This window comes from Burkholderia pyrrocinia (genome assembly GCF_018417535.1).
Lineage (GTDB): Bacteria > Pseudomonadota > Gammaproteobacteria > Burkholderiales > Burkholderiaceae > Burkholderia > Burkholderia pyrrocinia_E.
The window spans coordinates 1,355,972-1,381,363 of sequence record NZ_CP070977.1 but is presented as its reverse complement, the minus strand read 5'-3'; the positions used below and the strand labels follow the sequence as shown (position 1 = coordinate 1,381,363).

Genomic DNA, 25,392 nt, shown 5'->3' with positions numbered 1-25,392 from the left:
CTTGGCGCAACGCAAGGCCGCGTTGAAGTCGCGCAACACTTCGTGCACCTCGTCACGCGCCTGCCATCCTGGGCGGCGCTGCCATTTCGTTCCCGTTTCCGCGCAGCCGTCAGAACCACCCGAGCCATCGGTAGACGTGGAATTGCGCGATGCCGACCAGTTCGTGCAGCGCCTGCTCGGTGTTGACCACATTGCGCCAGCGCGGCAGCCAGCCCGTTTGCGCGCGCCGGCGATTCGCATAAACGGGCTGTGGATCGATGCCGAATCGGTGGAAATCGAGCAGTGCGCGGCGCATCTGATACGACGAGGTGACGAGAATGCGCGCGTCGTCATACTGTGGGCGTAGTATAGACGCAGTGAATTTCGCGTTTTCGTAGGTTGTGCGGCTGTTCGGCTCGAGGACGAGGTCGTCGGGTGCGATGCCTTCCGCGATGAGCTGGCGACCGTACACGGCCGCCTCGGTTTCGCCGTGACGCTGCGGGTCGCCGCCCGACATCACCACGGTGCAGCGGTCGGCCTGCTGCCGGCACACGCGATAGAGCGCCGCAATCTTGTGGATGCGCGCGACGCCATCGGGTGGCGGCCGCAGCCCGGAGTCGGTGCGATGCGTGCCGGCGCCAATGAGAATCAGCGTGGTCCGCCCGTGCATGTCCGGGTGCTCGACCGGCACGACGCCCGCCTCGGTCCACGCGATCAGCGGCGCGGCGAGCCAGCCTGTCGCGAGCAGCCAGAACAGCGCAACGGCGGCGATCGAGATGATTCGCCGTCGCTTGCGGCAGAGCATGAAACAGATGAAGAGAAGTACAAATGAATCGAACAGAATCAATTTGATTGGGGTATGGTGTCTTTTTATGGACGGCTGATGATCCGGCCCTGATGCGATGCCGAACGTCGGCCCCCAGAATCGGTGGCGGTATCGGCGGGCGGAGACCCTGCCCGGCGCGCCGCTTCGCATTGTCGCTGCACTTTAAGAAAGAATCGAGATGGCCACGTATTCCAACGAAGCGGTGCTCGACGCATTGAGACGAGTGCAGTACCGCCAGGTACCGTGGGCACGCCGCCCGGGTGTGTTCGAGTATCTCCGTTCGCTCGGGTTGATGGACACGGTCAGGCAGAAGACCGTTGCCCCCGCGCCGGGTTTCCACGCGCCGGTGGACATCGCCGTGCTGACCGACAGCGGTCGAGCCGAATTCTCGCGCCTCGAGCGCGACGAAAAATTACTTTCCTGGACCGATCGCCGCATGGACGACTACGCATTGAGCGAAGCAAGCGCCGTGGCGATTCTCGAAAGTCGCCTGTAGCGGCGGATCATCTTGCTTTGTGTGTCGCCGCGCGAGCCGGCGATGCCAAAAAAAAGCCCGTATCGCGAGGATACGGGCGTACCGGATACTTTTGCTGTTGCCACGCTGTGCTCATGGCAACGTTGTGACTCGTCGCATACGGCGCAGTTCCCGGAAGCGGGCATTTTCTTTGATGAAATCCTGAAATTCGCAGGACTACGGATGACGCGGCATGTCGGACGGCTGCGAGCCGATGCGCGCGCGCGCATTGCTGGCGATGTCGCCGCGCAGGTCGCCGCGCGGCACGGTCTGCCGGCTGGACTGCGCGGCGGACGGCGGCTGGCGGAGGGTATTGCGGTGATCCTGTTGGTGACGGGGCGGTTTCGTGCGATCGTCGGCGTGAGCTGGAGCGGTCAGCGCCAGGGAAATGACAATGCCGCATGCAACGAGCAGTGACATTGGTTTCATGGCGGGGCTCCCTTCAAGCCGTCGACGCGGCCTGTTGATATATCGCTAAGGTAAGCGCGGGAGTGCAGGCTTGCTGTAAATATTGGTAAATAGATGTATCGCGGCACGACAGCGGTAATCGACGGCAACGCAGGCGTCGCAAAAAATACGCGGCGCGGAAAGAAACCGGGCGGCCGAAGCCGCCCGATCGAGCATTCGTTACGCCATCTTGACGGGCGCGCGCCAGGATTCCGGATTGGTCCAGAAGGCGCCGCGCAGCCGGTCGCGGCTCGGCGGTGCCGGCGGTTTCGCGGCGCTCGCGCCGATGCGCCCGCGCAGCGAGATCTGCCGGCCGCTCGTACCGAGTCGCTTCACGATTTCGGCGAGCGTGCCGTCCGCCTGCCATTCGTCGAAGCGACGGCGGCAGGTCGGCGGCGACGGATAGCGGCCCGGCAGCTTCGACCAGCCTTCACCCGTCGACAGCACCCACAACACGGCGTTCACCACCGAGCGGGCTTCCACGCGGGGGCGGCCGCGCCGCTCACTCCGTGCGGGTTCCGAGCAAAACAGACCCTCGACCAGCGCCCACTCGTTATCTCTCAAATCGTCGAACAGCATCATGTCCTCACCTCAGCGAAGCTAACTCCGGTGCGCTGCCCTGCGCCGCGCACTCTTCAAGCACTCGAGCGTCGAGTGCCGGGTGGGGGCGTCCGGTTGGCCGGCAGCGGCGTTTCTGCCTTTCCGTCCGACGAAACCTGCGCCCTGTGCGTCAGGTAATGCACGAAGCGTGCCACGTCGGAGGCGAATCCCTCGAGAGCCGCTTGGCAGCGAGCTAACGGCTAAGTCAGCTAGGGGCGTATAAGACGCCAAAATAACCCGCCAGCAAATCGGGACAATCACCAATCTTGTGCAGTTCGCCCGTGCTACGTGCGTTTGCGTGTGTATTGCACCGCAGCGAAACATGTGCGGCCGGTGCCGGATTCGCACATCGAAGCCGGATTCGCGCATTAAAATCGCGCATCGATATCGACGATTGATGAGGTCAGGAGATGAACGTCACGCTGCGCCAGCTTCGCGTATTCATCGAGGTAGCGCGGCTCAGGAGCTTCAGTCGCGCGGGCGACGAGATCGGGCTCACGCAGTCCGCGGTCAGCCGCTGCGTGCGCGAGCTCGAAGCCGAGCTCGGGCTGAAGCTGATCGACCGCACGACGCGCGACGTGCAACTGACCGACGTCGGTGCGAACCTGATCGCGAGCGTGTCGCGTCTGATCGACGATCTCGACGACACGCTGCGCGAGATTCGCGAGATCGGCGAGCAGCGCCGCGGGCGCGTGATCGTTGCGGCGAGCCCGACGATCGCCTGCAGGCTGATGCCGCGCGTGGTTGCATCGTGCGAGCGCCAGTTCCCGTTCGTGACGCTCGGCCTGCGCGACGACGTGCAGAGCGACGTATTGCGCAAGGTGAAGTCGAGCGAGGTCGATTTCGGCGTCGTGATCGGGCCGCTCACGGTCGCCGATCTCGTCTGCGAGCCGCTGATGACCGATTCGTTCTGCCTCGTCGCGCGTGCCGACCATCCGCTCGCGGCGCGTGCCGAGGTGCCGTGGACGGCGCTGGACGGCGAGCGCCTCGTACTCCTCGACCATGCATCGGGCAGCCGGCCGCTGATCGATGCCGCGCTGGCCGCCCACCGCGTCAACGCGACGGTCATGCAGGAACTCGGCCATTCGGCGACCGTGTTCGGGCTCGTCGAGGCCGGCGTCGGCGTGAGCGTGCAGCCGTGGTTGTCGCTGCCGCTGCCGGCCGGCTCGACACTCGTCGCGCGGCCGCTCATGCCGTGCACCGAGCGCACGGTCGAACTGGTGCGCCGCCGCGACAGGTCGTTGTCGCCCGCGGCGCAGGCGATCTGGGAACTCGTGCGGCAGATGCCGGCGAGGGCGGAGGACCTCGACTGATGTGCGTGGGCGTGCGCCGGCCCGGCTTGCGGCCCGGTACACTACGCGGATCGTGTTCCTCGACGGTGGTTCTCGATGACGCATTCCGCAGATTTTTCCCTGACGACCGGCGAGCCGGCAGCGCGCGCCGCGGTGCACGCGCTGCGTCCATCGCTGATCCGGGAAGTGGCGAACGCCGGCATCGGCGTGCCGGACATGCTGCCGTTCTGGTTCGGCGAGTCCGACCGCGTGACGCCGGATTTCATCCGCGACGCCGCAGCGGCGGCGCTGCGCGACGGCGCGACCTTCTACACACACAACCTCGGCACGGCGCCGCTGCGCGACGCGATTGCAGCCTACGTCAGCGCGCGTCACGGTGCGACGGCGGCCGACACGGTGGCCGTGACGAGTTCGGGCGTGAGCGCGCTGATGCTGGCCGCGCAGATGCTGGTCGGCCCGGGCGAGCGCGTCGTCGCGGTCACGCCGCTCTGGCCGAATCTCGTCGAGATTCCGAAAATCCTCGGCGCGCAGGTCGAATGCGTGCCGCTCGGCTACGGCGACGCGGGCTGGCGGCTCGATGTCGAGCGGCTGCTCGCTGCGCTGACGCCCGATACGCGGATGCTGCTGGTCAACTCGCCGAACAATCCGACCGGCTGGACGATGTCGCGGGACGATCAGCAGGCCGTGCTGGCCCATTGCCGGCGTCACGGCATCTGGCTGGTCGCCGACGAGGTGTACGAACGGCTCGCGTTCGGCGACGGCGGCGCGCCGTCGTTCCTCGATATCGCTTCGCGCGACGAGCGGGTCGTTGTCGTGAATTCGTTCTCGAAGGCGTGGGCGATGACGGGCTGGCGGCTGGGGTGGCTCATTGCGCCGGCATCGGTGATGGGCGATCTGTCGAAGCTCGTCGAATACAACACGTCGTGCGCACCAGGCTTCGTGCAGGCCGCGGGCGAGGTCGCGCTGCGCGACGGCGAGCCGTTCGTGCGGTCGTTCGTCGCGGCGCTGCGCGAAGCGCGCGATCACCTGGTCGCCGCGCTGCGGACGCTGCCGGGCGTCGAGGTGCCGCCTCCGCCGGGCGCGATGTACCTGTTCCTGCGCCTGCCGGGCGCGGCCGACAGTCTCGCGTTCTGCAAGACGCTGGTGCGCGATGCGGGGCTCGGGCTTGCGCCCGGGCGGGCATTCGGCCCGGAGGGGGAAGGATTCGTGCGCTGGTGCTACGCCTGCGATCCGGCACGACTCGACGCGGGCGTCGAGCGGCTGCGCCGGTTCCTCGCGCGCGGCACGGCCGCGCGCTGAAGCAGGGCCGGAGCGGACTCGGCGCACTGGCGGCGGCCCGTTCGGCTCATCTTTACGCACCGGGCAATTTTGCGTAATATGGCGCTCAGTCACGCGGTTCCGTCGTTGAACCGTGCTGTTCCGTCCGGTTTGGGCCTGGCCTGAAGTTGGTTCGCCGCCCCCGGTTCGTGCTCCCATCAATATGACCGATCAGAATCGGGCGAGCGCGTCTTCCGTTCCTTTCGTCTGTTTGTTGATCCGGTTCGTTTGACCACAGGGTCTGGCCTAGCTGCATGAATACCCAAGAGGCGAAGATCGTCCTCGAGACTGCTTTGATCTGCGCGCAGGAACCGCTGAAGCTCGGCGATTTGCGCAAGCTCTTTGCCGACGGTGTGTCGGCTGACACGGTCCGCACGTTGCTCGAAGATCTGAAACAGGATTGGTCCGGCCGCGGCGTCGAACTGGTGGCGCTGGCGACCGGATGGCGCTTTCAGAGCAAGCCGGCGATGCGTCATTATCTTGACCGCCTGCATCCCGAGAAGCCGCCGAAATATTCGCGTGCGGTGCTCGAAACGCTCGCGATCATCGCGTACCGGCAGCCCGTCACGCGCGGCGACATCGAAGAGATTCGCGGCGTCACGGTCAATACGCAGGTGGTCAAGCAGCTCGAGGATCGCGGCTGGATCGAGGTGATCGGTCATCGCGATGTGCCGGGACGTCCGGCGCTGTATGCGACGACCAAGCAGTTCCTCGACGATCTCGGCCTGAAGGCGCTCGACGACCTGCCTGCGCTCGAAGAGCCGGCCGCGAACATCGAGGCCGCGCTGCTTGCGCAGCAGGCAATGGACTTCGACGGTGACGTAGCGGTTGCCGACGGTGCGCCGCAAGCCGGTGACGCAGCGGATGACGTGCCGCAGGCGCACGCGGATGGAGCATCCGCCGGATTGCCGGGCGATGTTGCGTCGACGCAGGAAACGCCGAACCGCGATACGCTCGATGCTGATCTCGGGCAAACGGAACAAACGGAACAGGTTGGCACCGAAGCAGTGCCGACCGGTGTGCAGCCCGAGCCGCTGCGCGCGGATTGGAGCGAGGAAGATCGCAAGCCGGCCGCCGAAGCGGCTGGCGGAGACGGAGCGGAAGCGGCCGGCGACATGCCCGGCGAGGCTGGTCAGGCCGACGCCTCCCGTTCCCGTCCCGCGGACGGCGAGATGCTGGACGACACGTCCGACAGTCTCGCCGATGCCGTACGAAGCGCCAGTGCGCCCATCGGTGCCGACGCGCTGCCGGACGACGAAGCAGAACCCGAACAGCGTCGCGCTTGATCGCGGCCAACTTCTTGCCGCGCCCGCGCCGGGCGCGAGACCTGACATTTTGAGGTTGTTTTGACAGATATCCACGATATTGAATCGTCCGCGCCTGCCGTGCAGGCAGCGCGTGCCGACGATGCGCCGGAGCAGGACGCTTCGGCTGCGGGTGGCGACGAGCGTCCCCGCCGCGGTCTGCGGCGAGGCCCGCGCAGCCTGATCGCGCGGCGTCGCGCGGCGGCCAAGTCGAAGGGCGCCGAAGGCGAGTCGCAGGGCGGCGAAGGCGCGGACGCGCAGCCGGCCGAGGCCGCCGAAGCGCAGCCCGCACGCGCGCCGCGCAAGGAAGGTGCGGCCAAGGGCGGCCGCAAGCCGGCCGGCAAGCGCGAAGGCGCGGCCAAGGGCGGCCAGGGTGCGCAGGGCGGCCAAGGCCGCCGTGGCGGCGCGCCGAAGGCTGAAGGCGGCCCGGCGAAGGCGGAGGGCGATGCGTCCCAGGACGAACTGTTCGCCTACGTGACGTCGCCTGCATTCGACGCGGACAACTCCGCGGGCGGTAGCGGCGTGCGTGCGCCGATGCTGCGTCGCGGCCGCAGCCAGCCGGCGAACAAGCGCGTGCTGTCGCCGGACGACGACGCGCCGAAGCTGCACAAGGTGCTGGCGGAAGCGGGCATGGGCTCGCGCCGCGAAATGGAAGAGCTGATCGTCGCCGGCCGCGTGTCGGTGAACGGCGAGCCCGCGCACATCGGCCAGCGCATCATGCCGACCGACCAGGTGCGGATCAACGGCAAGCCGGTCAAGCGCAAGCTGCCGAACAAGCCGCCGCGCGTGCTGCTGTACCACAAGCCGACGGGCGAAATCGTCAGTCACGCGGATCCGGAAGGCCGCCCGTCGGTGTTCGATCGCCTGCCGCCGATGAAGACGGCGAAATGGCTTGCGGTGGGCCGCCTCGACTTCAATACCGAAGGTCTGCTGATGCTGACGACGTCGGGCGATCTCGCGAACCGCTTCATGCATCCGCGCTACAGCGTCGAGCGCGAGTACGCGGTGCGGGTGGTCGGCGAGCTCACCGAAGGCAACCGGCAAAAGCTGCTGCACGGCGTCGAGCTGGATGACGGCCCGGCGAACTTCCTGCGTATCCGCGACGGCGGTGGCGAAGGTACGAATCACTGGTATCACGTCGCGCTGGCCGAAGGCCGCAACCGCGAAGTGCGCCGGATGTTCGAGGCGGCCGGCCTGATGGTGAGCCGGCTGATCCGTACGCGTCACGGCCCGATCCCGCTTCCGCGCGGCCTGAAGCGCGGCCGCTGGGAGGAGCTCGACGACGCGCAGGTGCGCAAGCTGATGGCGACCGTCGGCCTGAAGGCGCCGTCCGAGGAGAAGGGCAAGCGCGGCAGTGCCGACCAGGCCGAGCGTCGCCAGCCCGATCCGATGCAGACGTCGATGGGCTTCATCGGCCGCGAGCCGGTGCTGACGACGCACGGGCAGCTCGACCAGCCGCGTCGCGGCGGTGGCCGTCGCGGCGGGCCGGGCCTGCCGGGCCTGAGCGGCTACGGCAGCCTGCCGGTCGCACCGTCGGGCTACGGCAACCGTGCTGGCGGTGGCCGCGACGGCAACCGCACGGGCGGCGGCCGCGATGGCAACCGCGCTGGCGGCGGCCGTGATGTCGACGGCAACCGCGCGTCGTACGGCGCAGGCCCCAAGCGCGAGGGCGCGGGCGCCAAGCGCGGCGGCGGCGGCAGCAAGGGCGGCAATCGCAATCCGAACGGCAATCGTGCCGAAGGCGCCGGTAACGGCGGCGGCCCGCGCGGCGGCCAGCGTCCGCAGCGCAGCCGCACGCGCAGCCGCTGAGCGAGTCGGCATGCCGCGGCGCAAAGCCGCCGGCGTGCCGGCAGGATCGGCATCCGTCCGGTTTTGTCGGCCCGACGCGTGCGTTTTTTGATTTCGACTGTATATATGCCGCGTGCTGCTGGATGGCAACCGGCATCACCGATCGCCCGTGCGGCAGGATTGTGCCGGTTGATCGAGCAGCCCGATTTCGCATTTTCGGTCCGTAAAGGCAGGCGACGCGCCGCTTTTACCGGCTGGCTTGGCGTTTGCGCCAAAAATCGCTATAATCGCGAAGTCGCTGGGCGTACGGATTCAATGTGCGGCTCAGGTGCGACCACCAGTGTAAGAAGATGGGCGTTCCGCCCATTTTTTTTTGCTGAAACGGTTAGGCATCTCGGGTAGCGCTTCCTGCGCCGGCTAAGGCGCGCGCCCGCGGGTGAATCGCGAGCGGCGGGCGCGAACACCTGAGAGGACACAGTGCAACTGACGGAACTGATAGAAACCACGGTCACCGGGCTCGGCTACGAGCTGGTGGATCTCGAGCGCACCGGGCGCGGCATGCTTTGCATCTATATCGATCAGCCTGCCGGCATCTCGCTCGAAGATTGCGAAAAGGTCACGCGTCAGCTCCAGCACGTCTTGACGGTCGAAAACATCGATTACGAACGGCTCGAAGTCTCGTCCCCGGGGCTCGACCGCCCGTTGAAGAAGCTGGCCGACTTCGAGCGTTTTGCCGGCAGCGAAGTCTCCGTGACCTTGAAAAAGCCGCTGGACGGGCGCAAGACGTACCGGGGCATTCTGCACGCGCCGAATGGCGAAACGATCGGTTTGGAATTTGAGGGGAAGAAGGGCGAGGCAGCCATGCTGGATTTCACGCTGGCCGATATCGACAAAGCCCGCCTGATTCCGCAAGTTGACTTTAGGAGCCGCAAATAATGAGTCGCGAAGTGTTGATGCTGGTGGATGCGCTGGCGCGCGAGAAAAACGTCGACAAGGATGTGGTGCTGGGCGCCCTCGAGGCTGCGCTCGCGTCCGCTTCCAAGAAGCTGTTCGACGAAGGCGCCGAAATTCGCGTCCATATCGATCGCGAAAGCGGCGAGCACGAAACCTTCCGTCGCTGGCTCGTCGTGCCCGACGAGGCAGGCTTGCAGGAGCCGGATCGCGAGATCCTGCTGTTCGAAGCGCGTGAACAGAATCCCGACGCCGAAGTCGGCGAATACGTCGAGGAGCCGGTGCCGTCGATCGAGTTCGGCCGTATCGGCGCGCAGGCCGCGAAGCAGGTGATCCTGCAAAGGGTGCGCGACGCGGAGCGCGAGCAGATCCTGAACGATTACCTCGAACGCGGCGAAAAGATCATGACGGGTACGGTGAAGCGCCTCGACAAGGGCAATTTCATCGTCGAATCGGGCCGTGTCGAGGCGCTGCTGCGCCGCGACCAGCTGATCCCGAAGGAAAACCTGCGCGTGGGCGACCGCGTGCGCGCCTACATCGCGAAGGTCGACCGCACCGCGCGCGGCCCGCAGATCGAGCTGTCGCGCACGGCGCCCGAATTCCTGATGAAGCTGTTCGAGATGGAAGTGCCGGAGATCGAGCAGGGCCTGCTCGAGATCAAGGCTGCGGCCCGCGACCCGGGCGTGCGCGCGAAGATCGGCGTGATCGCGTACGACAAGCGGATCGACCCGATCGGCACGTGCGTCGGCATTCGCGGTTCCCGCGTGCAGGCCGTGCGCAACGAGCTTGGTGGCGAAAACATCGACATCGTGCTATGGTCGGAGGATCCCGCCCAGTTCGTGATCGGCGCGCTCGCGCCGGCAGCTGTCCAGTCGATCGTCGTCGATGAAGAAAAACACTCGATGGACGTCGTCGTCGACGAGAACGAGCTGGCCGTCGCGATCGGCCGCAGCGGTCAGAACGTTCGCCTTGCCGGCGAGCTGACCGGCTGGCAGATCAACATCATGACGCCGGACGAATCCGCCCTGAAGCAGGGTGAAGAGCGCGACCGGCTGCGTGCGCTGTTCATGGCGCGTCTCGACGTCGACGAAGAAGTCGCCGACATCCTGATCGACGAAGGCTTCACGAGCCTCGAAGAGATCGCTTACGTGCCGCTCAACGAAATGCTCGAAATCGAGGCGTTCGACGAGGACACCGTGCACGAACTGCGCAATCGCGCACGCGACGCGCTGCTCACGATGGCGATTGCGAACGAAGAAAAGGTCGAGAACGCAGCGTTGGATCTGAAGGGCCTCGACGGCGTCACGCCGGAGTTGCTCACGAAGCTGGCCGAACATGGTGTGCAGACGCGAGACGATCTCGCCGAGCTTGCAGTGGATGAACTGGTCGACCTGACCGGGATGGAAGAGGATGCCGCTAAGGCGTTGATCATGAAAGCACGTGAACATTGGTTCCAGTGAGAAATGACCATGGCGCACTGATTTGATGGCGGCCGTATGGCCTGACCCGATGCTAACAGCAAGGAATCGGTCCTTGCACTAAGAGGAATGAATGGCGAGTAACAACGTAGCCCAATTTGCCGCGGAACTGAAAATGCCTGCTGGTGTGCTGCTCGAACAGCTGCAGGCAGCGGGCGTCCAGAAAGCGAGTGAAGACGATGCGCTGTCCGAAGCGGACAAGGCGCGTCTGCTCGATCATTTGCGCAAGTCGCACGGCGCAACCGACGGCGACAAGCGCAAGATCACGCTGACCCGCAAGCATACGTCGGAGATCAAGCAATCTGACGCGACGGGCAAGGCTCGCACCATTCAGGTCGAGGTCCGCAAGAAGCGCACGTTCGTCAAGCGCGACGACGTGAGCGATGGTGCGGAACAGGGTCAGGCGCAGGTCGCCGAAGCGGACGACGATGCGGAACTGAAGCGTCGCGAGGAAGAAGCGCGCCGCGAGGCCGAACTGCTCGAGAAGCAGGCGCAGGAACTGCGCGAGCGCCAGGAGCGCCTCGAGCGCGAGGAAGCCGAACGTCGCGCCCGCGAGGAAGCGGCCGAAGCCGAGCGCCGTCGCGCCGAGGAAGAAGCTGCGGCGAAGCGTGCCGCGGCCGAAGCCGCTGTCGCACAGCAGCAGGTGGCAGCGCAGCAGGCCGCCGCGGCCGAGCAGGAAACGTCGAGCGCGCCGTCCGCGCAGGACGAAGCGCGCGCGGCCGCCGAAGCCCGCGCCGCTGCCGAACGTGCGGCGCAGCGCGAAGCGGCGAAGAAGGCCGAGGATGCTGCCCGCGAGGCAGCGGACAAGGCGCGCGCCGAGCAGGAAGAGATCAGCAAGCGCCGCGCGGCCGCCGAGGCGGAAGCGCGTGCGATTCGCGAAATGATGAACACGCCGCGCAAGGCCGTGGTCAAGGCGGTCGAGCCGCCGAAGCCGGTCGAGCCGCCGAAGCCGGCCGAAGCGAAGGGCACGCTGCACAAGCCGGCGAAGCCGGCAGGTGCGGGTACGCCGGCGCGTCCGGCTGCAGCAAAGAAGCCGGCCGGCGCAGCGCCGGCGACCACGCAGGCACCGGCAGGCGCGGGCGACCGCAACAAGAAGCCGGGCGCAGGCAAGGGCGGCTGGCAGGACGACGCGGCGAAGCGCCGCGGCATCAAGACGCGCGGCGATTCGAGCGGCGGCGTCGATCGCGGCTGGCGCGGCGGTCCGAAGGGCCGTGGCCGTCACCAGGACAGCGCATCGTCGTTCCAGGCGCCGACCGAGCCGATCGTGCGTGAAGTGCACGTGCCGGAAACCGTGTCGGTTGCCGACCTCGCGCACAAGATGTCAATCAAGGCCTCGGAAGTCATCAAGGTGATGATGAAGATGGGCCAGATGGTCACGATCAACCAGGTGCTGGACCAGGAAACGGCGATGATCGTCGTCGAAGAACTGGGCCATCGCGCGGTTGCCGCGAAGCTGGACGATCCGGAAGCACTGCTCGTCGAAGGCGAAACGACCACCGATGCGGAGCAACTGCCGCGTCCGCCGGTCGTCACGGTGATGGGTCACGTCGACCACGGCAAGACCTCGCTGCTCGACCACATCCGTCGCGCGAAGGTTGCCGCGGGCGAAGCGGGCGGCATTACGCAGCACATCGGCGCGTATCACGTCGACACGCCGCGTGGCGTCATCACGTTCCTCGATACGCCGGGTCACGAGGCGTTCACGGCAATGCGTGCACGCGGTGCGAAGGCGACCGACATCGTGGTGCTGGTGGTAGCGGCCGACGACGGCGTGATGCCGCAGACGAAGGAAGCGATCGCCCACGCGAAGGCGGGTGGCGTGCCGATCGTCGTCGCGATCAACAAGATCGACAAGCCGGAAGCGAACCCCGATCGCGTCAAGCAGGAGCTGGTCGCGGAAGGCGTCGTGCCGGAAGAGTACGGTGGCGACTCGCCGTTCGTGCCGGTGTCGGCGAAGACGGGCGCGGGTATCGACGATCTGCTCGAGAACGTGCTGCTGCAGGCCGAAGTGCTGGAACTGAAGGCACCGGTCGAAGCGCCGGCCAAGGGCCTCGTGATCGAAGCGAAGCTCGACAAGGGCAAGGGCCCGGTCGCGACGATCCTCGTGCAGTCCGGTACGCTGAACCGCGGCGACATCGTGCTCGCGGGCTCGGCCTACGGCCGCGTGCGCGCGATGCTCGACGAGAACGGCAAGCCGACGAAGGAAGCCGGCCCGTCGATCCCGGTCGAAATCCAGGGTCTGTCGGAAGTGCCGGGTGCGGGCGAGGAAGTGATCGTGCTGCCGGACGAGCGCAAGGCACGTGAAATCGCGCTGTTCCGTCAGGGCAAGTTCCGTGACGTGAAGCTCGCGAAGCAGCAGGCCGCGAAGCTGGAAAGCATGCTCGAGCAGATGGGCGAAGGCGAAGTGCAGAACCTGCCGCTTATCGTCAAGGCCGACGTGCAGGGCTCGCAGGAAGCACTCGTGCAGTCGCTGCTCAAGCTGTCGACCGACGAAGTGCGCGTGCAGATCGTGCACGGCGCGGTGGGCGGCATCAGCGAAAGCGACGTCAACCTTGCAACGGCGTCGAAGGCCGTCATCATCGGCTTCAACACGCGTGCGGATGCGCAGGCGCGCAAGCTCGCGGAAGCCAATGGTGTCGACATCCGCTACTACAACATCATCTATGATGCGGTGGATGAGGTGAAGGCGGCGATGTCCGGCATGCTGGCGCCGGAGAAGCGCGAAGTCATCACCGGTACGGTCGAGGTGCGCCAGGTGTTCAAGGTGCCGAAGATCGGCGCGGTCGCCGGTTGTATGGTCACGGACGGTATCGTCAAGCGCTCGTCGTCGGTTCGCGTGCTGCGCAACAACGTCGTGATCTTCACGGGCGAACTCGAGTCGCTGAAGCGCTTCAAGGACGACGTGAAGGAAGTGAAGCAAGGCTTCGAGTGCGGTATGTCGGTGAAGAACTTCAACGACATCGTGGAAGGCGACCAGTTCGAAGTCTTCGAAGTGACCGAAGTCGCGCGTACGCTGTAACCGTCGCGCATCGGCTCATGGGCGGGGCAGGCTTGGGCTTGCCCCGCCCATTTTCATGGTGGCGTGCCAACAATGGCCCGCCGCTTCATCCTGATAAACCGATCACGGATCGATCATGTCCAGGAAACGTACTTCCCCCAATCGCAACGTTCAGATCGCCGACCAGATTCAGCGTGATCTGTCCGAACTCATCATGCGCGAGGTCAAAGACCCGCGCGTCGGTATCGTGACCATCCAGAGCGTGGAGCTCACGCCGGACTACGCGCATGCGAAGGTCTACTTCACGGCGCTGACCGGTGATCCGGCCAAGACGCAGGAAGCGCTGAACCATGCGTCGGGTCACCTGCACAACCTGCTGTTCAAGCGCCTGCACATTCATACGGTGCCGACGCTGCATTTCCACTACGACCAGACGATCGAAAAGGCCGTCGAGATGTCGCGCCTGATCAAGGAAGCGAACTCGACGCGCGCGAAGGACGACGACGAGGCCGACTCGCCCACCAAGGACGACTGAGTTCGACCGGCCTATGACGAATGCAGCATCCCAACGTCCGCGTGTGCCCCGGCGCGCGCTGGACGGCGTCCTCCTGCTCGACAAGCCGGTCGGCCTGTCGAGCAACGATGCGCTGATTCGCGTGAAGCGGCTGCTTCTCGCGAAGAAAGCCGGTCACACCGGCACGCTCGATCCGCTGGCTTCGGGCCTGCTGCCGCTGTGCTTCGGCGAGGCGACGAAGTTCTCGCAGGATCTGCTCGAGGCCGACAAGACCTACGAAGCGACGATGCGTCTCGGCCTGCGCACGACCACCGGCGACGCGGAAGGCGAAGTGATCGACACGCGGCCGGTCGAATGCGACCGCGCGGCGGTGGAAGCCGCGCTCGTGCGTTTCACCGGCGAGATCGTGCAGGTGCCGCCGATGTATTCGGCGCTCAAGCGTGACGGCAAGCCGCTGTACGAATATGCACGCGCGGGCCAGACCGTCGAGCGCGAAGGCCGCAACGTGACGATCCATGCGCTCGACCTGCTCGCCTGCGAGCTGCCCGACGTGACGTTTCGCGTGACCTGCAGCAAGGGCACTTATGTGCGCACGCTGGCGGAGGATATCGGCGAAGCGCTCGGTTGCGGTGCGCATCTGACGATGCTGCGCCGCACGGGCGTCGGCGCGCTGACGCTCGAGCATGCGGTGACGCTCGATGCGCTGTCGGACGCCGATGAATCGGCGCGCGATGCGTGGCTTCAGCCGGTCGATGCATTGCTGTCGACGTTTCCGTCGGTTCGACTCGACGATGCGTGTGCAAAGCGGTTCCTGCACGGTCAGCGCCTGCCGCTGTCGGAGCTCGGGCCGATCGATGCGGCGGATGGCGAACGCGTGCGCGTCTACGACGCAACGCGGCTGCTCGGCGTGGCGCGCAAGGCGAACGGCGTGCTCGCACCGGAACGGCTTGTCGTGACGGCCGCCTGACGCCGCGGCGCGAACGCGCCGTCGGAGCAAGAAAAAGCCCGGTCGAAATCGACCGGGCTTTTTGTTTGGTGCGCGGCGGCGCGGTGTCAGGTGACGCTCAGTGCGCTGCCGATGCCGCCGCACCGGCATCGCCGCCGCCCGCGCGTTCGGGCTTCGTGATCCAGATCAGCGCAATCAGCAGCACGAAGATTGCCGCCGAGATGTAGAACAGGTCGTTCACGCCGAGCTGCGCGGCCTGCTGCGTGGCCAGGTTGTTGATGAGGCCATGCGCCTGGTCCTGCGTCAGCCCGAGATTGCCCATCTGCGTGACGGCCTGGTTGAACGTCGGGTTGTACACGTTCGCCTGCTCGACCAGCTGCGCGTGGTGGAAGTTGTTGCGATGATCCCACGCAGTCTGGAAGATCGACGTGCCGATGCCGCCGCACATGATCCGCACGAAGTTCGACAGACCGGACGCCGCCGGGATGCGGTGGCCGGGGAGGCCGGACAGTGTGATCGACACGAGCGGAATGAAGAAGCCGGCCATCGCGACGCCCTGCACGAGCGTCGGCAGCGTGAGCGACCATTCGTCGACGCCCGTCGTGTAGCCCGATCGCATCCAGAAGCACAGCGCGAATATGAGAAACGCGGCGGTCGCGATGTAGCGCGGGTCGGTGCGCGGCAGGAACTTGCCGGTCAGCGGCGACAGCAGGATCGCGAACAGCCCGACCGGCGCCATCACGAGGCCGGCGTCGGTCGCCGTGTAGCCGATCTGGGTCTGCAGCCACAGCGGCAGCAGCACGAGGTTGCCGAAGTAGAGCCCGTAACCGACCGCAAGCGCGATCGTGCCGCCCGTGAAGTTGCGCCGGCGGAACAGCGACAGGTCGACGACGGGGTGCTCGGCGGTCAGTTCCCAGATCACGAAGAACGCGAACGAGATGATCGCGATCAACGCGAGCGCGACGATCGTCGTCGATGCGAACCAGTCCAGATCCTTGCCCTTGTCGAGCATGATCTGCAGCGAGCCGACCCACAGCACGAGCAGCGCAAGGCCGACGCCGTCGATCGGCGCGCGGCGCACCGTCGATTCGCGCGTGCGATAGATCGACCACGTGGCGAGCGCGGCGGCGATGCCGACCGGGATGTTCACGTAGAAGATCCACGGCCACGAGTAGTTGTCCGAGATCCAGCCGCCGAGGATCGGGCCCGCGACCGGCGCGATCAGTGTCGTCATCGACCATAGCGCGAGCGCCATCGGTGCCTTCGCGCGCGGATAGCTCGACAGCAACAGCGATTGCGACAGCGGAATCATCGGCCCCGCGACCGCACCCTGGAGGACGCGCGACGCGAGCAGGAACGGCAGGCTCGGCGCGAGCCCGCACATCCACGACGAGATGACGAACAGGATGATCGATGCGAGGAACAGGCGGACCTGCCCGAAACGGTCGGTCAGCCAGCCCGTCAGCGGCACCGAGATCGCGTTCGCGACCGCGAACGACGTGATGACCCACGTGCCCTGGTCGGACGACACGCCGAGGTCGCCCGAGATGGTCGGGATCGCGACGTTCGCGATGGACGTGTCGAGCACGTTCATGAACACCGCGAGCGACACCGCAATCGTCCCGAGTATGAGTTGCCCGCCCTGCAAGGGCGGGTAGGAGGCAGGAGCCTGTGCCATGTCGGTTGTTTTTCCGGAGTCGGAGCGGTTACATCATCTTCGCGGCGCTGCCTTGCTTCGCCGCGACCGGCGCCGACGCGTTGCCGCCGGCGTTTGCGGCGATGATGCGCGCGATTTCGGCGTCGGCTTCGTCGCCGTACTTCGCGAACACGCTGGTTTCGTAGACGGTGTTCGGTGCGTTGACGAGCTGGTTGCCGCGTTCGTCCTTGATGTCCACGTCGACCTGCATCGACAGGCCGATGCGCAGTGGATGCTTGTCGAGATCCTTCGGATCGAGTTCGATACGCACCGGCAGGCGCTGCACGACCTTGATCCAGTTGCCGGTCGCGTTCTGCGCCGGCAGCAGCGAGAACGCCGAGCCCGTGCCGGCGGAGAAGCCGACGACCTTGCCGTGGTACACGGCCGACGAGCCGTAGATGTCGGCCGTCAGTTCGACCGGCTGGCCGATGCGCATGTGCTTGAGCTGGACTTCCTTGAAGTTCGCGTCGACCCACACGGCATTCAGCGGCACCACCGACATCAGCGGCGTGCCCGGCGACACGCGCTGGCCGACCTGCACCGAGCGCTTCGCGACGTAGCCGGTGACCGGCGCGGGCAGCACGTTACGCGCGTTCGCGAGGTAGGCGTCGCGAACCTTCGCCGCTGCGGCGAGCACGTTCGGGTGCGATGCGATCGTCGTGTTCGCGGTCAGCGCGCGGTTCGATGCGAGCTGCTGTTGCGCGCCATCGAGCGACGCTTGCGCGGCCTTCACGGCGTCACGTGCGTGCGAGATCTCTTCCTGCGACACGGCGCCCGTCTGCGCGACGGCCATGCGGCGGCGCAGGTCGTCGTCGGCCTTCGACAGGTCGGACTGGCGCAGCGCGACCTGCGCGCGGTACTGATCGTCGTTGACGAACAGGCCGCGCACCTGGCGCACCGTCTGCGCGAGGTTGGCTTCCGCCTGCTGCAGCGCGACCTGCGAGTCGGCCGGGTCGAGCACGACCAGCGGGTCGCCGGCCTTGACCGTCTGCGTATCGTCGGCCTTCACGGCGATCACGGTGCCGGTGACCTGAGGCGTGATCTGCACGACGTTGCCGTTCACGTACGCGTCGTCGGTCCCTTCATGGAAGCGGGCGACGAGGAAGTAGTACAGGCCGTACGCGATGGCCGCGATCACGATGACCGCGACGAGCAGCGTCATCATCCGTTTGCGCTTTCCGTTGCTTTGCGGCTGTGCGCTGGCGGCGTTTTGTTGAGGGTCGCTCATGGCGATTTTCTCCGTCCGTTATTTCGAGTGTCTGCGTAGTGGTGGCGCCGGATCAGTTGGCGGCCTGTTTTGTCGGCTTGTCGGCGTCGGGCGCGGCGAGCGGCGTGCCGGTCGCGTCGAACCCGCCGCCCAGCGCCTTGATCAGCGCGAGCTGCATGTCGCGCCGGCGCATCTTCAGGTTGGTCACCGTCTGCTCCGATGCGAGGCGGTTGCTGTCCGCGGTCAGCACCTGCAGTTGCGGCGACAGGCCGGCCTTGTAGCGGATCACGGCGAGATCGTATGCGCGCGTCGATGCGTCGAGCGCGCGTTGCGCGTCGCCCATCTGGCGATCGACCGCGCGGATCGACGCGACCTGCGTCGCGACGTCGTTCAGCGCGCTGATCAGCGTCTGGTTGTAGTTCGCCACCGACAGGTCGAAGTCCGCATAACGGCCCTTGAGCTGGGCGCGCAGCGCGCCGCCGTCGAAGATCGGCAGGTGGATCGCCGGGCCGAACTGTGCCTGGCGGCTCGCGAAGTTCAGGAATTTGCCCCAGCCGAACGCATCGAAGCCGAAGCCGGCCGCTAGGTTCACGTCGGGGTAGAACTCGGCCTTCGCTTCCTTCACGTCGTGCATCGCGGCCTCGACCTGCCAGCGCGCGGCGACGATGTCGGGGCGGCGCGAGACGAGATCGGCCGGCAGGTTGCCGGGCAGGGCGACCTCGCCGCTCGGGTTCATCACGGGCGCCGCGATCTGCAGCCCGCGATCCGGACCCTTGCCGAGCAGCGCGGCGAGCTGGTAGCGCACCGTCGTGATCTGGCCGTCGAGATCCGACAGCGAAGCCTGCGTCGTCGCGATATTGCCGCGGGCCGTCTGGCGTTCGACGTTGGTATCGAGGCCGGCCGAGACTCGGCCGTCGGTGATCTTGCCGACTGTCTCGCGGTTGGAGATCTCGCGTTGCGCGATGTCGCGCAGCGCATAGAGTTGCGCGAGCGAGTTATAGGTACGCGCGACCGACGACGCGAGCGTGATGCGCGCCTGCTGCATGTCGGCTTCGGCGGCCTTTTCCTGCGACACGGCGGTGTGCAGGCGTTCGCGGTTCTTGCCCCACAGGTCGAGTTCCCACGATGCGCTCGCGAGCACGTTGTTCTCGCTGTACCACTGGCCGCCGAACGGGGGCGGGAACAGCGCGTTCGACGAATACAGCTCGCGCGTCCACGAGTAGCTGGCTTCGGCCTTCGGCAGCAGGTTCGAACGCGACGATTCGATGTACGACGACGCCTTTGCGATACGTGCCTGCGCCTGCGCGATCGACGGATTGCCCTGGAGGGCTTCGTCGATCAGCTTCGGCAATTGCGGATCGCCAAACTGGTTGACCCAGTCGAGCGCCGGCCACTGGCCGCCCTGGGCCGGCAAGCTTTGGGCGGATTCGAATTGCGACGCGGGGGCGATCTGCTTGTCGCTCTTGATGCCGATGTAATTCGCGCAGCCCGCCAGCGCCAGTGCGGCGACCGCGGCGGCGACGGCGGCGCGGCACGACCCGGTGCGCACGGACAACGGGGAGGATTTCATCGCGCTGACCCCTGACTCGGAATGAATGATGGACACTGCAAGGATTTCCTTACATTAATCTTTCAAAAGTAATTGTTATGGCAACTATTACGTGATGCTGCCGCCGGCCGTCTCGCAATAGTTGCTGAGAATGCGGCGCAGCATGCTCTTCAGGAACCCGACTTCTTCCGGCGTAAACCCGTCCAGCAGCTGGTCGAGCACGCTGCGGAACACCGGCGGCAACCGCTCGGCAAGCGCGCGGCCTTCGTCGGTCAGCTCGAGGCGCACGACCCGCCGATCCTCGATGCTGCGCACGCGGGACAGCAGGCCGCGTTTCTCGACCCGGTCGAGCAGGCGCGTGACCGCGCTCGCGTCGATCCCGTATTCGCGCGCGAGCTCGGCGGCCGTCGAGCACTTGCCGACCGCGATCATGAACAGCATGCTCGCCTGCGTGCCCGTGATGCCGAGCTCTTCCTGCGTGCGTTGCGTGACGAGGTTGGTCATCACCGACTTCACGCGCGACATCAGATAACCGACGCTGTCGTTCATCTGATACGACGAAAGCGGCGAAACGGGCGGTTGGGTAGGAGAATCCGACATAAAACCCTGAAGCTGCAATAGTTGACTAGGCAGTAGTATAGGTACAATTGCTTGCCGCGGCAAATGTTAATCGAACGGCAATGGGCGTGCTTCGTGTTGCAAGAATCCCTTCGGTCGATAAGGTTTTCGGCCTGCGGGCGGCAGGGCCGTCGGCCGATTTGGGCGCTCGAGGAGGGGGCGGGTTGGCGCGGTGTGCTGCGTCGCAACGTGCCGGCCAGCTCTCGACATTCTCACGTGCTATAATTTGTGGCTTTCCAAGCTGCAAAATGCGCGCGCCCGTGAAAAACGAGCGGGCGCGTTTGCGCGTTCAAACGATTTCCAGGTTTCTATGACCCGCGCCCTTCGCAATATCGCCATCATCGCCCACGTCGACCACGGCAAGACTACGCTCGTCGACCAACTGCTTCGCCAGTCCGGCACCTTCCGCGAGAACCAGCAGATTGCGGAGCGGGTGATGGACTCGAACGACATCGAAAAGGAGCGCGGGATCACGATTCTCGCGAAGAACTGCGCGGTCGAGTACGAAGGCACGCACATCAACATCGTCGACACGCCGGGGCACGCGGATTTCGGTGGCGAGGTGGAGCGCGTGCTGTCGATGGTCGACTCGGTGCTGCTGCTCGTCGACGCGGTCGAGGGCCCGATGCCGCAGACGCGCTTCGTCACGAAGAAGGCGCTCGCGCTCGGCCTGAAGCCGATCGTCGTCGTCAACAAGATCGACCGTCCGGGCGCGCGGATCGACTGGGTCATCAACCAGACCTTCGACCTGTTCGACAAGCTCGGTGCAACCGAAGAGCAGCTCGACTTCCCGATCGTCTACGCATCGGGCCTGAACGGCTATGCGTCGCTCGACCCGGCCACGCGTGAAGGCGACATGCGCCCGCTGTTCGAGGCGATCCTCGCGCACGTGCCGGTCCGCCCGGCCGATCCGGAAGCGCCGCTGCAGCTCCAGATCACGTCGCTCGACTATTCGACGTACGTCGGCCGGATCGGCGTCGGCCGCATCACGCGCGGTCGCATCAAGCCGGGCCAGCCGGTGGTGATGCGCTTCGGCCCGGAAGGCGACGTGCTGAGCCGCAAGATCAACCAGGTGCTGTCGTTCAAGGGCCTCGAGCGCGTGCAGGTCGACTCGGCCGAGGCGGGCGACATCGTGCTGATCAACGGTATTGAAGATGTCGGCATCGGCGCGACGATCTGCGCGGTGGATACGCCGGAAGCGCTGCCGATGATCACCGTCGACGAGCCGACGCTGACGATGAACTTCCTCGTCAACTCGTCGCCGCTCGCCGGCCGCGAAGGCAAGTTCGTGACGAGCCGCCAGATCCGCGACCGCCTGATGAAGGAACTGAACCACAACGTCGCGCTGCGCGTGAAGGACACCGGCGACGAAACGGTGTTCGAAGTGTCGGGCCGCGGCGAACTGCACTTGACGATTCTCGTCGAGAACATGCGCCGCGAAGGCTACGAGCTGGCCGTGTCGCGTCCGCGCGTCGTGATGCAGGAAATCGACGGCGCGAAGCACGAGCCGTACGAACTGCTGACGGTCGACGTCGAGGACGAGCACCAGGGCGGCGTGATGGAAGAGCTCGGTCGCCGCAAGGGCGAGATGCTCGACATGGCGTCGGACGGCCGCGGCCGCACGCGTCTGGAATACAAGATCTCGGCGCGCGGCCTGATCGGCTTCCAGAGCGAATTCCTGACGCTCACGCGCGGCACGGGCCTGATGAGCCACATCTTCGACTCGTACGCACCGGTCAAGGACGGCTCGGTCGGCGAGCGCCGCAACGGCGTGCTGATCTCGCAGGACGACGGTGCCGCCGTGGCGTACGCACTGTGGAAGCTGCAGGATCGCGGCCGCATGTTCGTGAAGCCGGGCGACGCGCTGTATGAGGGCATGATCATCGGCATCCACAGCCGCGACAACGACCTCGTCGTGAACCCGATCAAGGGCAAGCAGCTGACCAACGTGCGTGCGTCGGGCACCGACGAAGCCGTGCGTCTCGTGCCGCCGGTCCAGATGTCGCTGGAATACGCGGTCGAGTTCATCGATGAAGACGAGCTCGTCGAGGTGACGCCGCAGTCGATCCGCCTGCGCAAGCGCTTCCTGAAGGAGCACGAGCGTCGCCGCGCGAGCCGCGAAGGCGCGGTCGACTAAGCGTTTCGACCGTTCCCGTGCATGACGGAAAAGGCTGCCTCGGGGCAGCCTTTTTTGCATCTGCGCGATGCGCAATCGGGTTGCCTGCAAAACACTGTTCCCGAGGGTCGTGGCAATCCGGCAAAACCCCGCCGCGCGGTGCTTTCGGGCACATTTCGCCGTGAACTCCGGTATCGGTTCTGTGATATGCTGCGCGCACGCAAGTTTTAGGTCCTTCCAAGCAAGACTTGATTCGCAATCCGCTAAACGGTCAGGCCGTGTCGCGGAAGGTTGAGCAACCCGCTATTTCTCGAGAAGCTCGAAGAAAGGTGAGCGTAAAATGTCAGATGTAATGAAGCAGTTTCAGCTGAACTCCTATCTGTTCGGCGGCAATGCTTCGTACGTTGAAGAACTGTACGATGCATACCTCAACAATCCGGCGTCAGTGCCAGAGAACTGGCGAGAGTATTTCGACGCGCTGCAGAATGTGCCTGCAACGGACGGTTCGAATGCCAATGACGTCGCGCATTTCCCGATCGTCGAATCGTTTGCCGAGCGTGCGAAGGCCAATGCCTTCATCCCGCGCGAAAGCGGCACCAATCTGGCTGCGGCGCGCAAGCAGGTTCACGTCCAGTCCCTCATCAGCGCATATCGCTTCCTTGGTTCGCAATGGGCCAATCTGGATCCCCTGAAGCGTCGCGAACGTCCCGCCATTCCCGAACTCGAACCCGCGTTCTACGACTTCTCCGAAGGCGACCTGGACCAGACGTACAGCGCGAGCAACCTGTATTTCGGTTTCGACCAGGCTTCGCTGCGCGACATCGTCAAGGGTCTGCGCGACACGTACTGCGGCACGATCGGCGCCGAGTACATGTACATCAGCGATCCGGAGCAGAAGCGCTGGTGGCAGGAGCGTCTGGAGTCGACCCGCGCGACGCCGAATTTCTCGACAGACGAGAAGAAGCACATCCTGAATCGCCTGACGGCCGCTGAAGGCCTCGAGCGCTACCTGCACACCAAGTACGTCGGCCAGAAGCGCTTCTCGCTCGAAGGCGGCGAAAGCTTCATCGCGGCGATGGACGAAGTCGTCCAGCACGCGGGCAAGCGCGGCGTGCAGGAAATCATCATCGGCATGGCCCACCGCGGCCGCCTGAACGTGCTGGTCAACACGCTCGGCAAGATGCCGGCCGACCTGTTCGCCGAATTCGAAGGCAAGCACGTCGACGATCTGCCGGCCGGCGACGTGAAGTATCACAAGGGCTTCTCGTCGGACGTGTCGACGGAAGGCGGCCCGGTGCACCTGTCGCTCGCGTTCAACCCGTCGCACCTCGAAATCGTCAACCCGGTGGTCGAAGGTTCCGCGAAGGCGCGGATGGACCGCCGCGGCGACGAAGACGGCCTGCAGGTGCTGCCGGTGCAGATCCACGGCGACGCGGCCTTCGCGGGCCAGGGCGTCGTGATGGAAACGCTGAACCTCGCGCAGACGCGCGGTTACGGCACGCACGGCACGCTGCACATCGTCATCAACAACCAGATCGGCTTCACGACGTCCGACCCGCGCGATGCGCGTTCGACGCTGTACTGTACCGACGTCGTCAAGATGATCGAGGCGCCGGTGCTGCACGTGAACGGCGACGATCCGGAAGCCGTGATCCTCGCGACGCAGATCGCGATCGATTACCGGATGCAGTTCCACAAGGATGTCGTGATCGACATCGTCTGCTTCCGCAAGCTGGGTCACAACGAGCAGGACACGCCGGCCGTCACGCAGCCGCTGATGTACAAGAAGATCGCGCAGCACCCGGGCACCCGTGCGCTGTACGCCGAGAAGCTCGTGCAGCAGGGCGTGATCACCGCGGAAGACGCCGACAACTACGTGAAGGCGTACCGCAAGGCGATGGACGACGGTCACCACACGGTCGACCCGGTCCTGTCGAACTACAAGAGCAAGTACGCGGTCGACTGGGTGCCGTTCCTGAACCGCAAGTGGACGGACGCGGCTGATACGGCCGTGCCGCTCGCCGAACTGAAACGCCTCGGCGAACGCATCACGACGGTCCCGGAAAACTTCAAGGTCCACCCGCTCGTCGAGCGCGTGATCAACGACCGCCGCAACATGGCGCGCGGCGACCAGCCGCTCGACTGGGGCATGGGCGAGCACCTCGCGTTCGCGTCGCTCGTCGCATCGGGCTACTCGGTGCGCCTGACGGGCCAGGATTCGGGTCGCGGCACGTTCACGCACCGTCACGCGGTGCTGCACGACCAGAACCGCGAGCGCTGGAACGACGGCACGTACGTGCCGCTGCAGAACATCGCCGAAGGCCAGGCGAAGTTCACGGTGATCGACTCGGTGCTGTCGGAAGAAGCCGTGCTGGGCTTCGAATACGGTTACTCGACCGCCGAGCCGAACACGCTCGTGCTGTGGGAAGCGCAGTTCGGCGACTTCGTCAACGGCGCGCAGGTCGTGATCGACCAGTTCATCTCGTCGGGCGAAGTGAAGTGGGGCCGCGTGTCGGGTCTCACGATGCTGCTGCCGCACGGCTACGAAGGCCAGGGTCCGGAACACTCGTCGACCCGTATCGAGCGTTTCCTGCAACTGTGCGCGGATCACAACATGCAGGTCGTCCAGCCGACGACGCCGGCGCAGATCTTCCACCTGCTGCGTCGCCAGATGATCCGCCTGTTCCGCAAGCCGCTGATCGTCGCCACGCCGAAGTCGCTGCTGCGTCACAAGGAAGCGGTGTCGGACCTGTCGGAACTGGCGAAGGGTTCGTTCCAGCCGGTGCTGGGCGAAACCGACGGCGGCATCGACGCGAAGAAGGTCAAGCGCGTGCTGGCATGCTCGGGCCGCGTGTATTACGACCTCGTCGCACATCGCCGCGAAGCGAAGGCGAACGACGTCGCGATCATCCGTATCGAGCAGCTGTATCCGTTCGCGCACAAGCAGTTCGAAACCGAAATGAAGAAGTACGAGAACGCGACTGAAGTGGTCTGGGTGCAGGACGAGCCGCAGAACCAGGGCCCCTGGTTCTACGTCGAGCACCATCTGAAGGAAGGCATGAAGGAAGGGCAGAAGCTGGCATACAGCGGCCGTCCGGCTTCGGCCTCGCCGGCGGTTGGCTACTACGCGAAGCACTACGAGCAGCAGAAGGCCCTGATCGAAGGTGCATTCGGCCGCCTGAAGAGCGCATCGATCGCGAAATAACCGACGGAAGCGAAACGGGAAGGCGCGCTGCGCTTTCCCGTCTCTTT

At 65.6% G+C, this 25,392-nt stretch carries 18 protein-coding genes and 1 pseudogene; 12 read left to right on the top strand and 7 right to left on the bottom strand.

The genetic code is table 11. The annotated features are described in order from the left end of the window. Positions 1–109: 109 nt before the first annotated feature. Positions 110–826, bottom strand: a complete 717-nt coding sequence (locus tag JYG32_RS06490; protein WP_249744622.1) for a YdcF family protein — start codon at positions 824–826, stop codon at positions 110–112. 157 nt (positions 827–983) lie between these two features. On the opposite strand from JYG32_RS06490, the gene JYG32_RS06485 reads away from it, so the two are divergent. Further along, positions 984–1,301, top strand: a complete 318-nt coding sequence (locus JYG32_RS06485) for a hypothetical protein (RefSeq protein ID WP_006495354.1) — start codon at positions 984–986, stop codon at positions 1,299–1,301. 195 nt (positions 1,302–1,496) lie between these two features. Here the strand turns inward: JYG32_RS06485 and JYG32_RS38860 are convergent, their stop codons facing one another. Together JYG32_RS38860 and JYG32_RS06475 are read right to left on the bottom strand one after the other, a co-directional pair. After that, positions 1,497–1,748 (bottom strand): hypothetical protein, encoded by a 252-nt coding sequence (locus tag JYG32_RS38860; RefSeq protein ID WP_249744600.1) that lies wholly within the window; start codon positions 1,746–1,748, stop codon positions 1,497–1,499. A 201-nt stretch (positions 1,749–1,949) separates the two neighbouring features. Beyond that, positions 1,950–2,345: pseudogene (locus JYG32_RS06475) on the bottom strand (transposase); the annotation flags it as partial. Positions 2,346–2,776: 431 nt separating this feature from the next. On the opposite strand from JYG32_RS06475, the gene JYG32_RS06470 reads away from it, so the two are divergent. From JYG32_RS06470 to truB, 9 genes are all read left to right on the top strand, one after another. After that, positions 2,777–3,679 carry a LysR family transcriptional regulator gene (locus JYG32_RS06470; protein ID WP_213265029.1) on the top strand — a complete coding sequence of 301 codons (903 nt, stop codon included), beginning with the start codon at positions 2,777–2,779 and terminating at the stop codon, positions 3,677–3,679. Between the two features lie 75 nt (positions 3,680–3,754). Next, on the top strand, positions 3,755–4,957 hold the full coding sequence (locus tag JYG32_RS06465) for a pyridoxal phosphate-dependent aminotransferase (RefSeq protein WP_174382251.1): 1,203 nt from the start codon (positions 3,755–3,757) through the stop codon (positions 4,955–4,957). 272 nt (positions 4,958–5,229) lie between these two features. Next, entirely contained in the window at positions 5,230–6,261 is a 1,032-nt protein-coding gene (gene scpB / locus JYG32_RS06460; RefSeq protein ID WP_213265028.1) for an SMC-Scp complex subunit ScpB, read from the top strand. A 60-nt stretch (positions 6,262–6,321) separates the two neighbouring features. After that, complete coding sequence (gene rluB, locus JYG32_RS06455; RefSeq protein ID WP_213265027.1) at positions 6,322–8,088, top strand: 23S rRNA pseudouridine(2605) synthase RluB; 1,767 nt, start codon at positions 6,322–6,324, stop codon at positions 8,086–8,088. Positions 8,089–8,544: 456 nt separating this feature from the next. Then, entirely contained in the window at positions 8,545–9,003 is a 459-nt protein-coding gene (gene rimP, locus JYG32_RS06450) for a ribosome maturation factor RimP (protein ID WP_011351796.1), read from the top strand. Continuing rightward, on the top strand, positions 9,003–10,478 hold the full coding sequence (gene nusA, locus JYG32_RS06445; protein WP_174381449.1) for a transcription termination factor NusA: 1,476 nt from the start codon (positions 9,003–9,005) through the stop codon (positions 10,476–10,478). Before rimP ends, nusA begins: the two co-directional genes overlap by 1 nt. A 91-nt stretch (positions 10,479–10,569) precedes the next feature. After that, positions 10,570–13,515 (top strand): translation initiation factor IF-2, encoded by a 2,946-nt coding sequence (gene infB / locus JYG32_RS06440; RefSeq protein ID WP_213265026.1) that lies wholly within the window; start codon positions 10,570–10,572, stop codon positions 13,513–13,515. A 115-nt stretch (positions 13,516–13,630) separates the two neighbouring features. Beyond that, positions 13,631–14,029 carry a 30S ribosome-binding factor RbfA gene (gene rbfA, locus JYG32_RS06435; RefSeq protein ID WP_174381451.1) on the top strand — a complete coding sequence of 133 codons (399 nt, stop codon included), beginning with the start codon at positions 13,631–13,633 and terminating at the stop codon, positions 14,027–14,029. Positions 14,030–14,042: 13 nt separating this feature from the next. Beyond that, entirely contained in the window at positions 14,043–14,975 is a 933-nt protein-coding gene (gene truB / locus JYG32_RS06430; RefSeq protein WP_213265025.1) for a tRNA pseudouridine(55) synthase TruB, read from the top strand. Positions 14,976–15,072: 97 nt separating this feature from the next. On the opposite strand, the gene JYG32_RS06425 is transcribed toward truB, so the two are convergent. The 4 genes from JYG32_RS06425 to JYG32_RS06410 all read right to left on the bottom strand — a co-directional run bounded on the left by JYG32_RS06425 (position 15,073) and on the right by JYG32_RS06410 (position 20,006). Continuing rightward, positions 15,073–16,632, bottom strand: coding sequence for a DHA2 family efflux MFS transporter permease subunit (locus JYG32_RS06425; RefSeq protein ID WP_213265024.1), 1,560 nt, complete (start codon positions 16,630–16,632; stop codon positions 15,073–15,075). A 28-nt stretch (positions 16,633–16,660) separates the two neighbouring features. Then, on the bottom strand, positions 16,661–17,878 hold the full coding sequence (locus JYG32_RS06420) for an efflux RND transporter periplasmic adaptor subunit (RefSeq protein WP_174381454.1): 1,218 nt from the start codon (positions 17,876–17,878) through the stop codon (positions 16,661–16,663). Between the two features lie 52 nt (positions 17,879–17,930). Next, positions 17,931–19,427, bottom strand: a complete 1,497-nt coding sequence (locus tag JYG32_RS06415; RefSeq protein ID WP_213265023.1) for an efflux transporter outer membrane subunit — start codon at positions 19,425–19,427, stop codon at positions 17,931–17,933. An 87-nt stretch (positions 19,428–19,514) separates the two neighbouring features. Continuing rightward, positions 19,515–20,006 carry a MarR family winged helix-turn-helix transcriptional regulator gene (locus JYG32_RS06410; protein WP_213265022.1) on the bottom strand — a complete coding sequence of 164 codons (492 nt, stop codon included), beginning with the start codon at positions 20,004–20,006 and terminating at the stop codon, positions 19,515–19,517. 328 nt (positions 20,007–20,334) lie between these two features. Here JYG32_RS06410 and typA point away from each other — a divergent pair, with 328 nt between their 5' ends. Together typA and JYG32_RS06400 are read left to right on the top strand one after the other, a co-directional pair. Next, a complete protein-coding gene (typA, locus tag JYG32_RS06405; protein WP_174381456.1) occupies positions 20,335–22,161 on the top strand; it encodes a translational GTPase TypA in 1,827 nt (608 codons plus the stop codon). 319 nt (positions 22,162–22,480) lie between these two features. Further along, the gene (locus JYG32_RS06400) at positions 22,481–25,345 is read left to right on the top strand and encodes a 2-oxoglutarate dehydrogenase E1 component (protein WP_174381457.1); all 2,865 of its coding nucleotides are present in this window, start codon (positions 22,481–22,483) and stop codon (positions 25,343–25,345) included. Positions 25,346–25,392 lie beyond the last annotated feature (47 nt).

Coding starts and splice junctions, on each gene's coding strand:
- JYG32_RS06485 (WP_006495354.1), top strand. CDS start 984: ATGGCCACGTATTCCAACGAAGCGGTGCTCGACGCATTGAGACGAGTG.
- JYG32_RS38860 (WP_249744600.1), bottom strand. CDS start 1,748: ATGAAACCAATGTCACTGCTCGTTGCATGCGGCATTGTCATTTCCCTG.
- JYG32_RS06470 (WP_213265029.1), top strand. CDS start 2,777: ATGAACGTCACGCTGCGCCAGCTTCGCGTATTCATCGAGGTAGCGCGG.
- JYG32_RS06465 (WP_174382251.1), top strand. CDS start 3,755: ATGACGCATTCCGCAGATTTTTCCCTGACGACCGGCGAGCCGGCAGCG.
- scpB (WP_213265028.1), top strand. CDS start 5,230: ATGAATACCCAAGAGGCGAAGATCGTCCTCGAGACTGCTTTGATCTGC.
- nusA (WP_174381449.1), top strand. CDS start 9,003: ATGAGTCGCGAAGTGTTGATGCTGGTGGATGCGCTGGCGCGCGAGAAA.
- infB (WP_213265026.1), top strand. CDS start 10,570: ATGGCGAGTAACAACGTAGCCCAATTTGCCGCGGAACTGAAAATGCCT.
- rbfA (WP_174381451.1), top strand. CDS start 13,631: ATGTCCAGGAAACGTACTTCCCCCAATCGCAACGTTCAGATCGCCGAC.
- truB (WP_213265025.1), top strand. CDS start 14,043: ATGACGAATGCAGCATCCCAACGTCCGCGTGTGCCCCGGCGCGCGCTG.
- JYG32_RS06425 (WP_213265024.1), bottom strand. CDS start 16,632: ATGGCACAGGCTCCTGCCTCCTACCCGCCCTTGCAGGGCGGGCAACTC.
- JYG32_RS06420 (WP_174381454.1), bottom strand. CDS start 17,878: ATGAGCGACCCTCAACAAAACGCCGCCAGCGCACAGCCGCAAAGCAAC.
- JYG32_RS06415 (WP_213265023.1), bottom strand. CDS start 19,427: ATGAAATCCTCCCCGTTGTCCGTGCGCACCGGGTCGTGCCGCGCCGCC.
- JYG32_RS06410 (WP_213265022.1), bottom strand. CDS start 20,006: ATGTCGGATTCTCCTACCCAACCGCCCGTTTCGCCGCTTTCGTCGTAT.
- typA (WP_174381456.1), top strand. CDS start 20,335: ATGACCCGCGCCCTTCGCAATATCGCCATCATCGCCCACGTCGACCAC.
- JYG32_RS06400 (WP_174381457.1), top strand. CDS start 22,481: ATGTCAGATGTAATGAAGCAGTTTCAGCTGAACTCCTATCTGTTCGGC.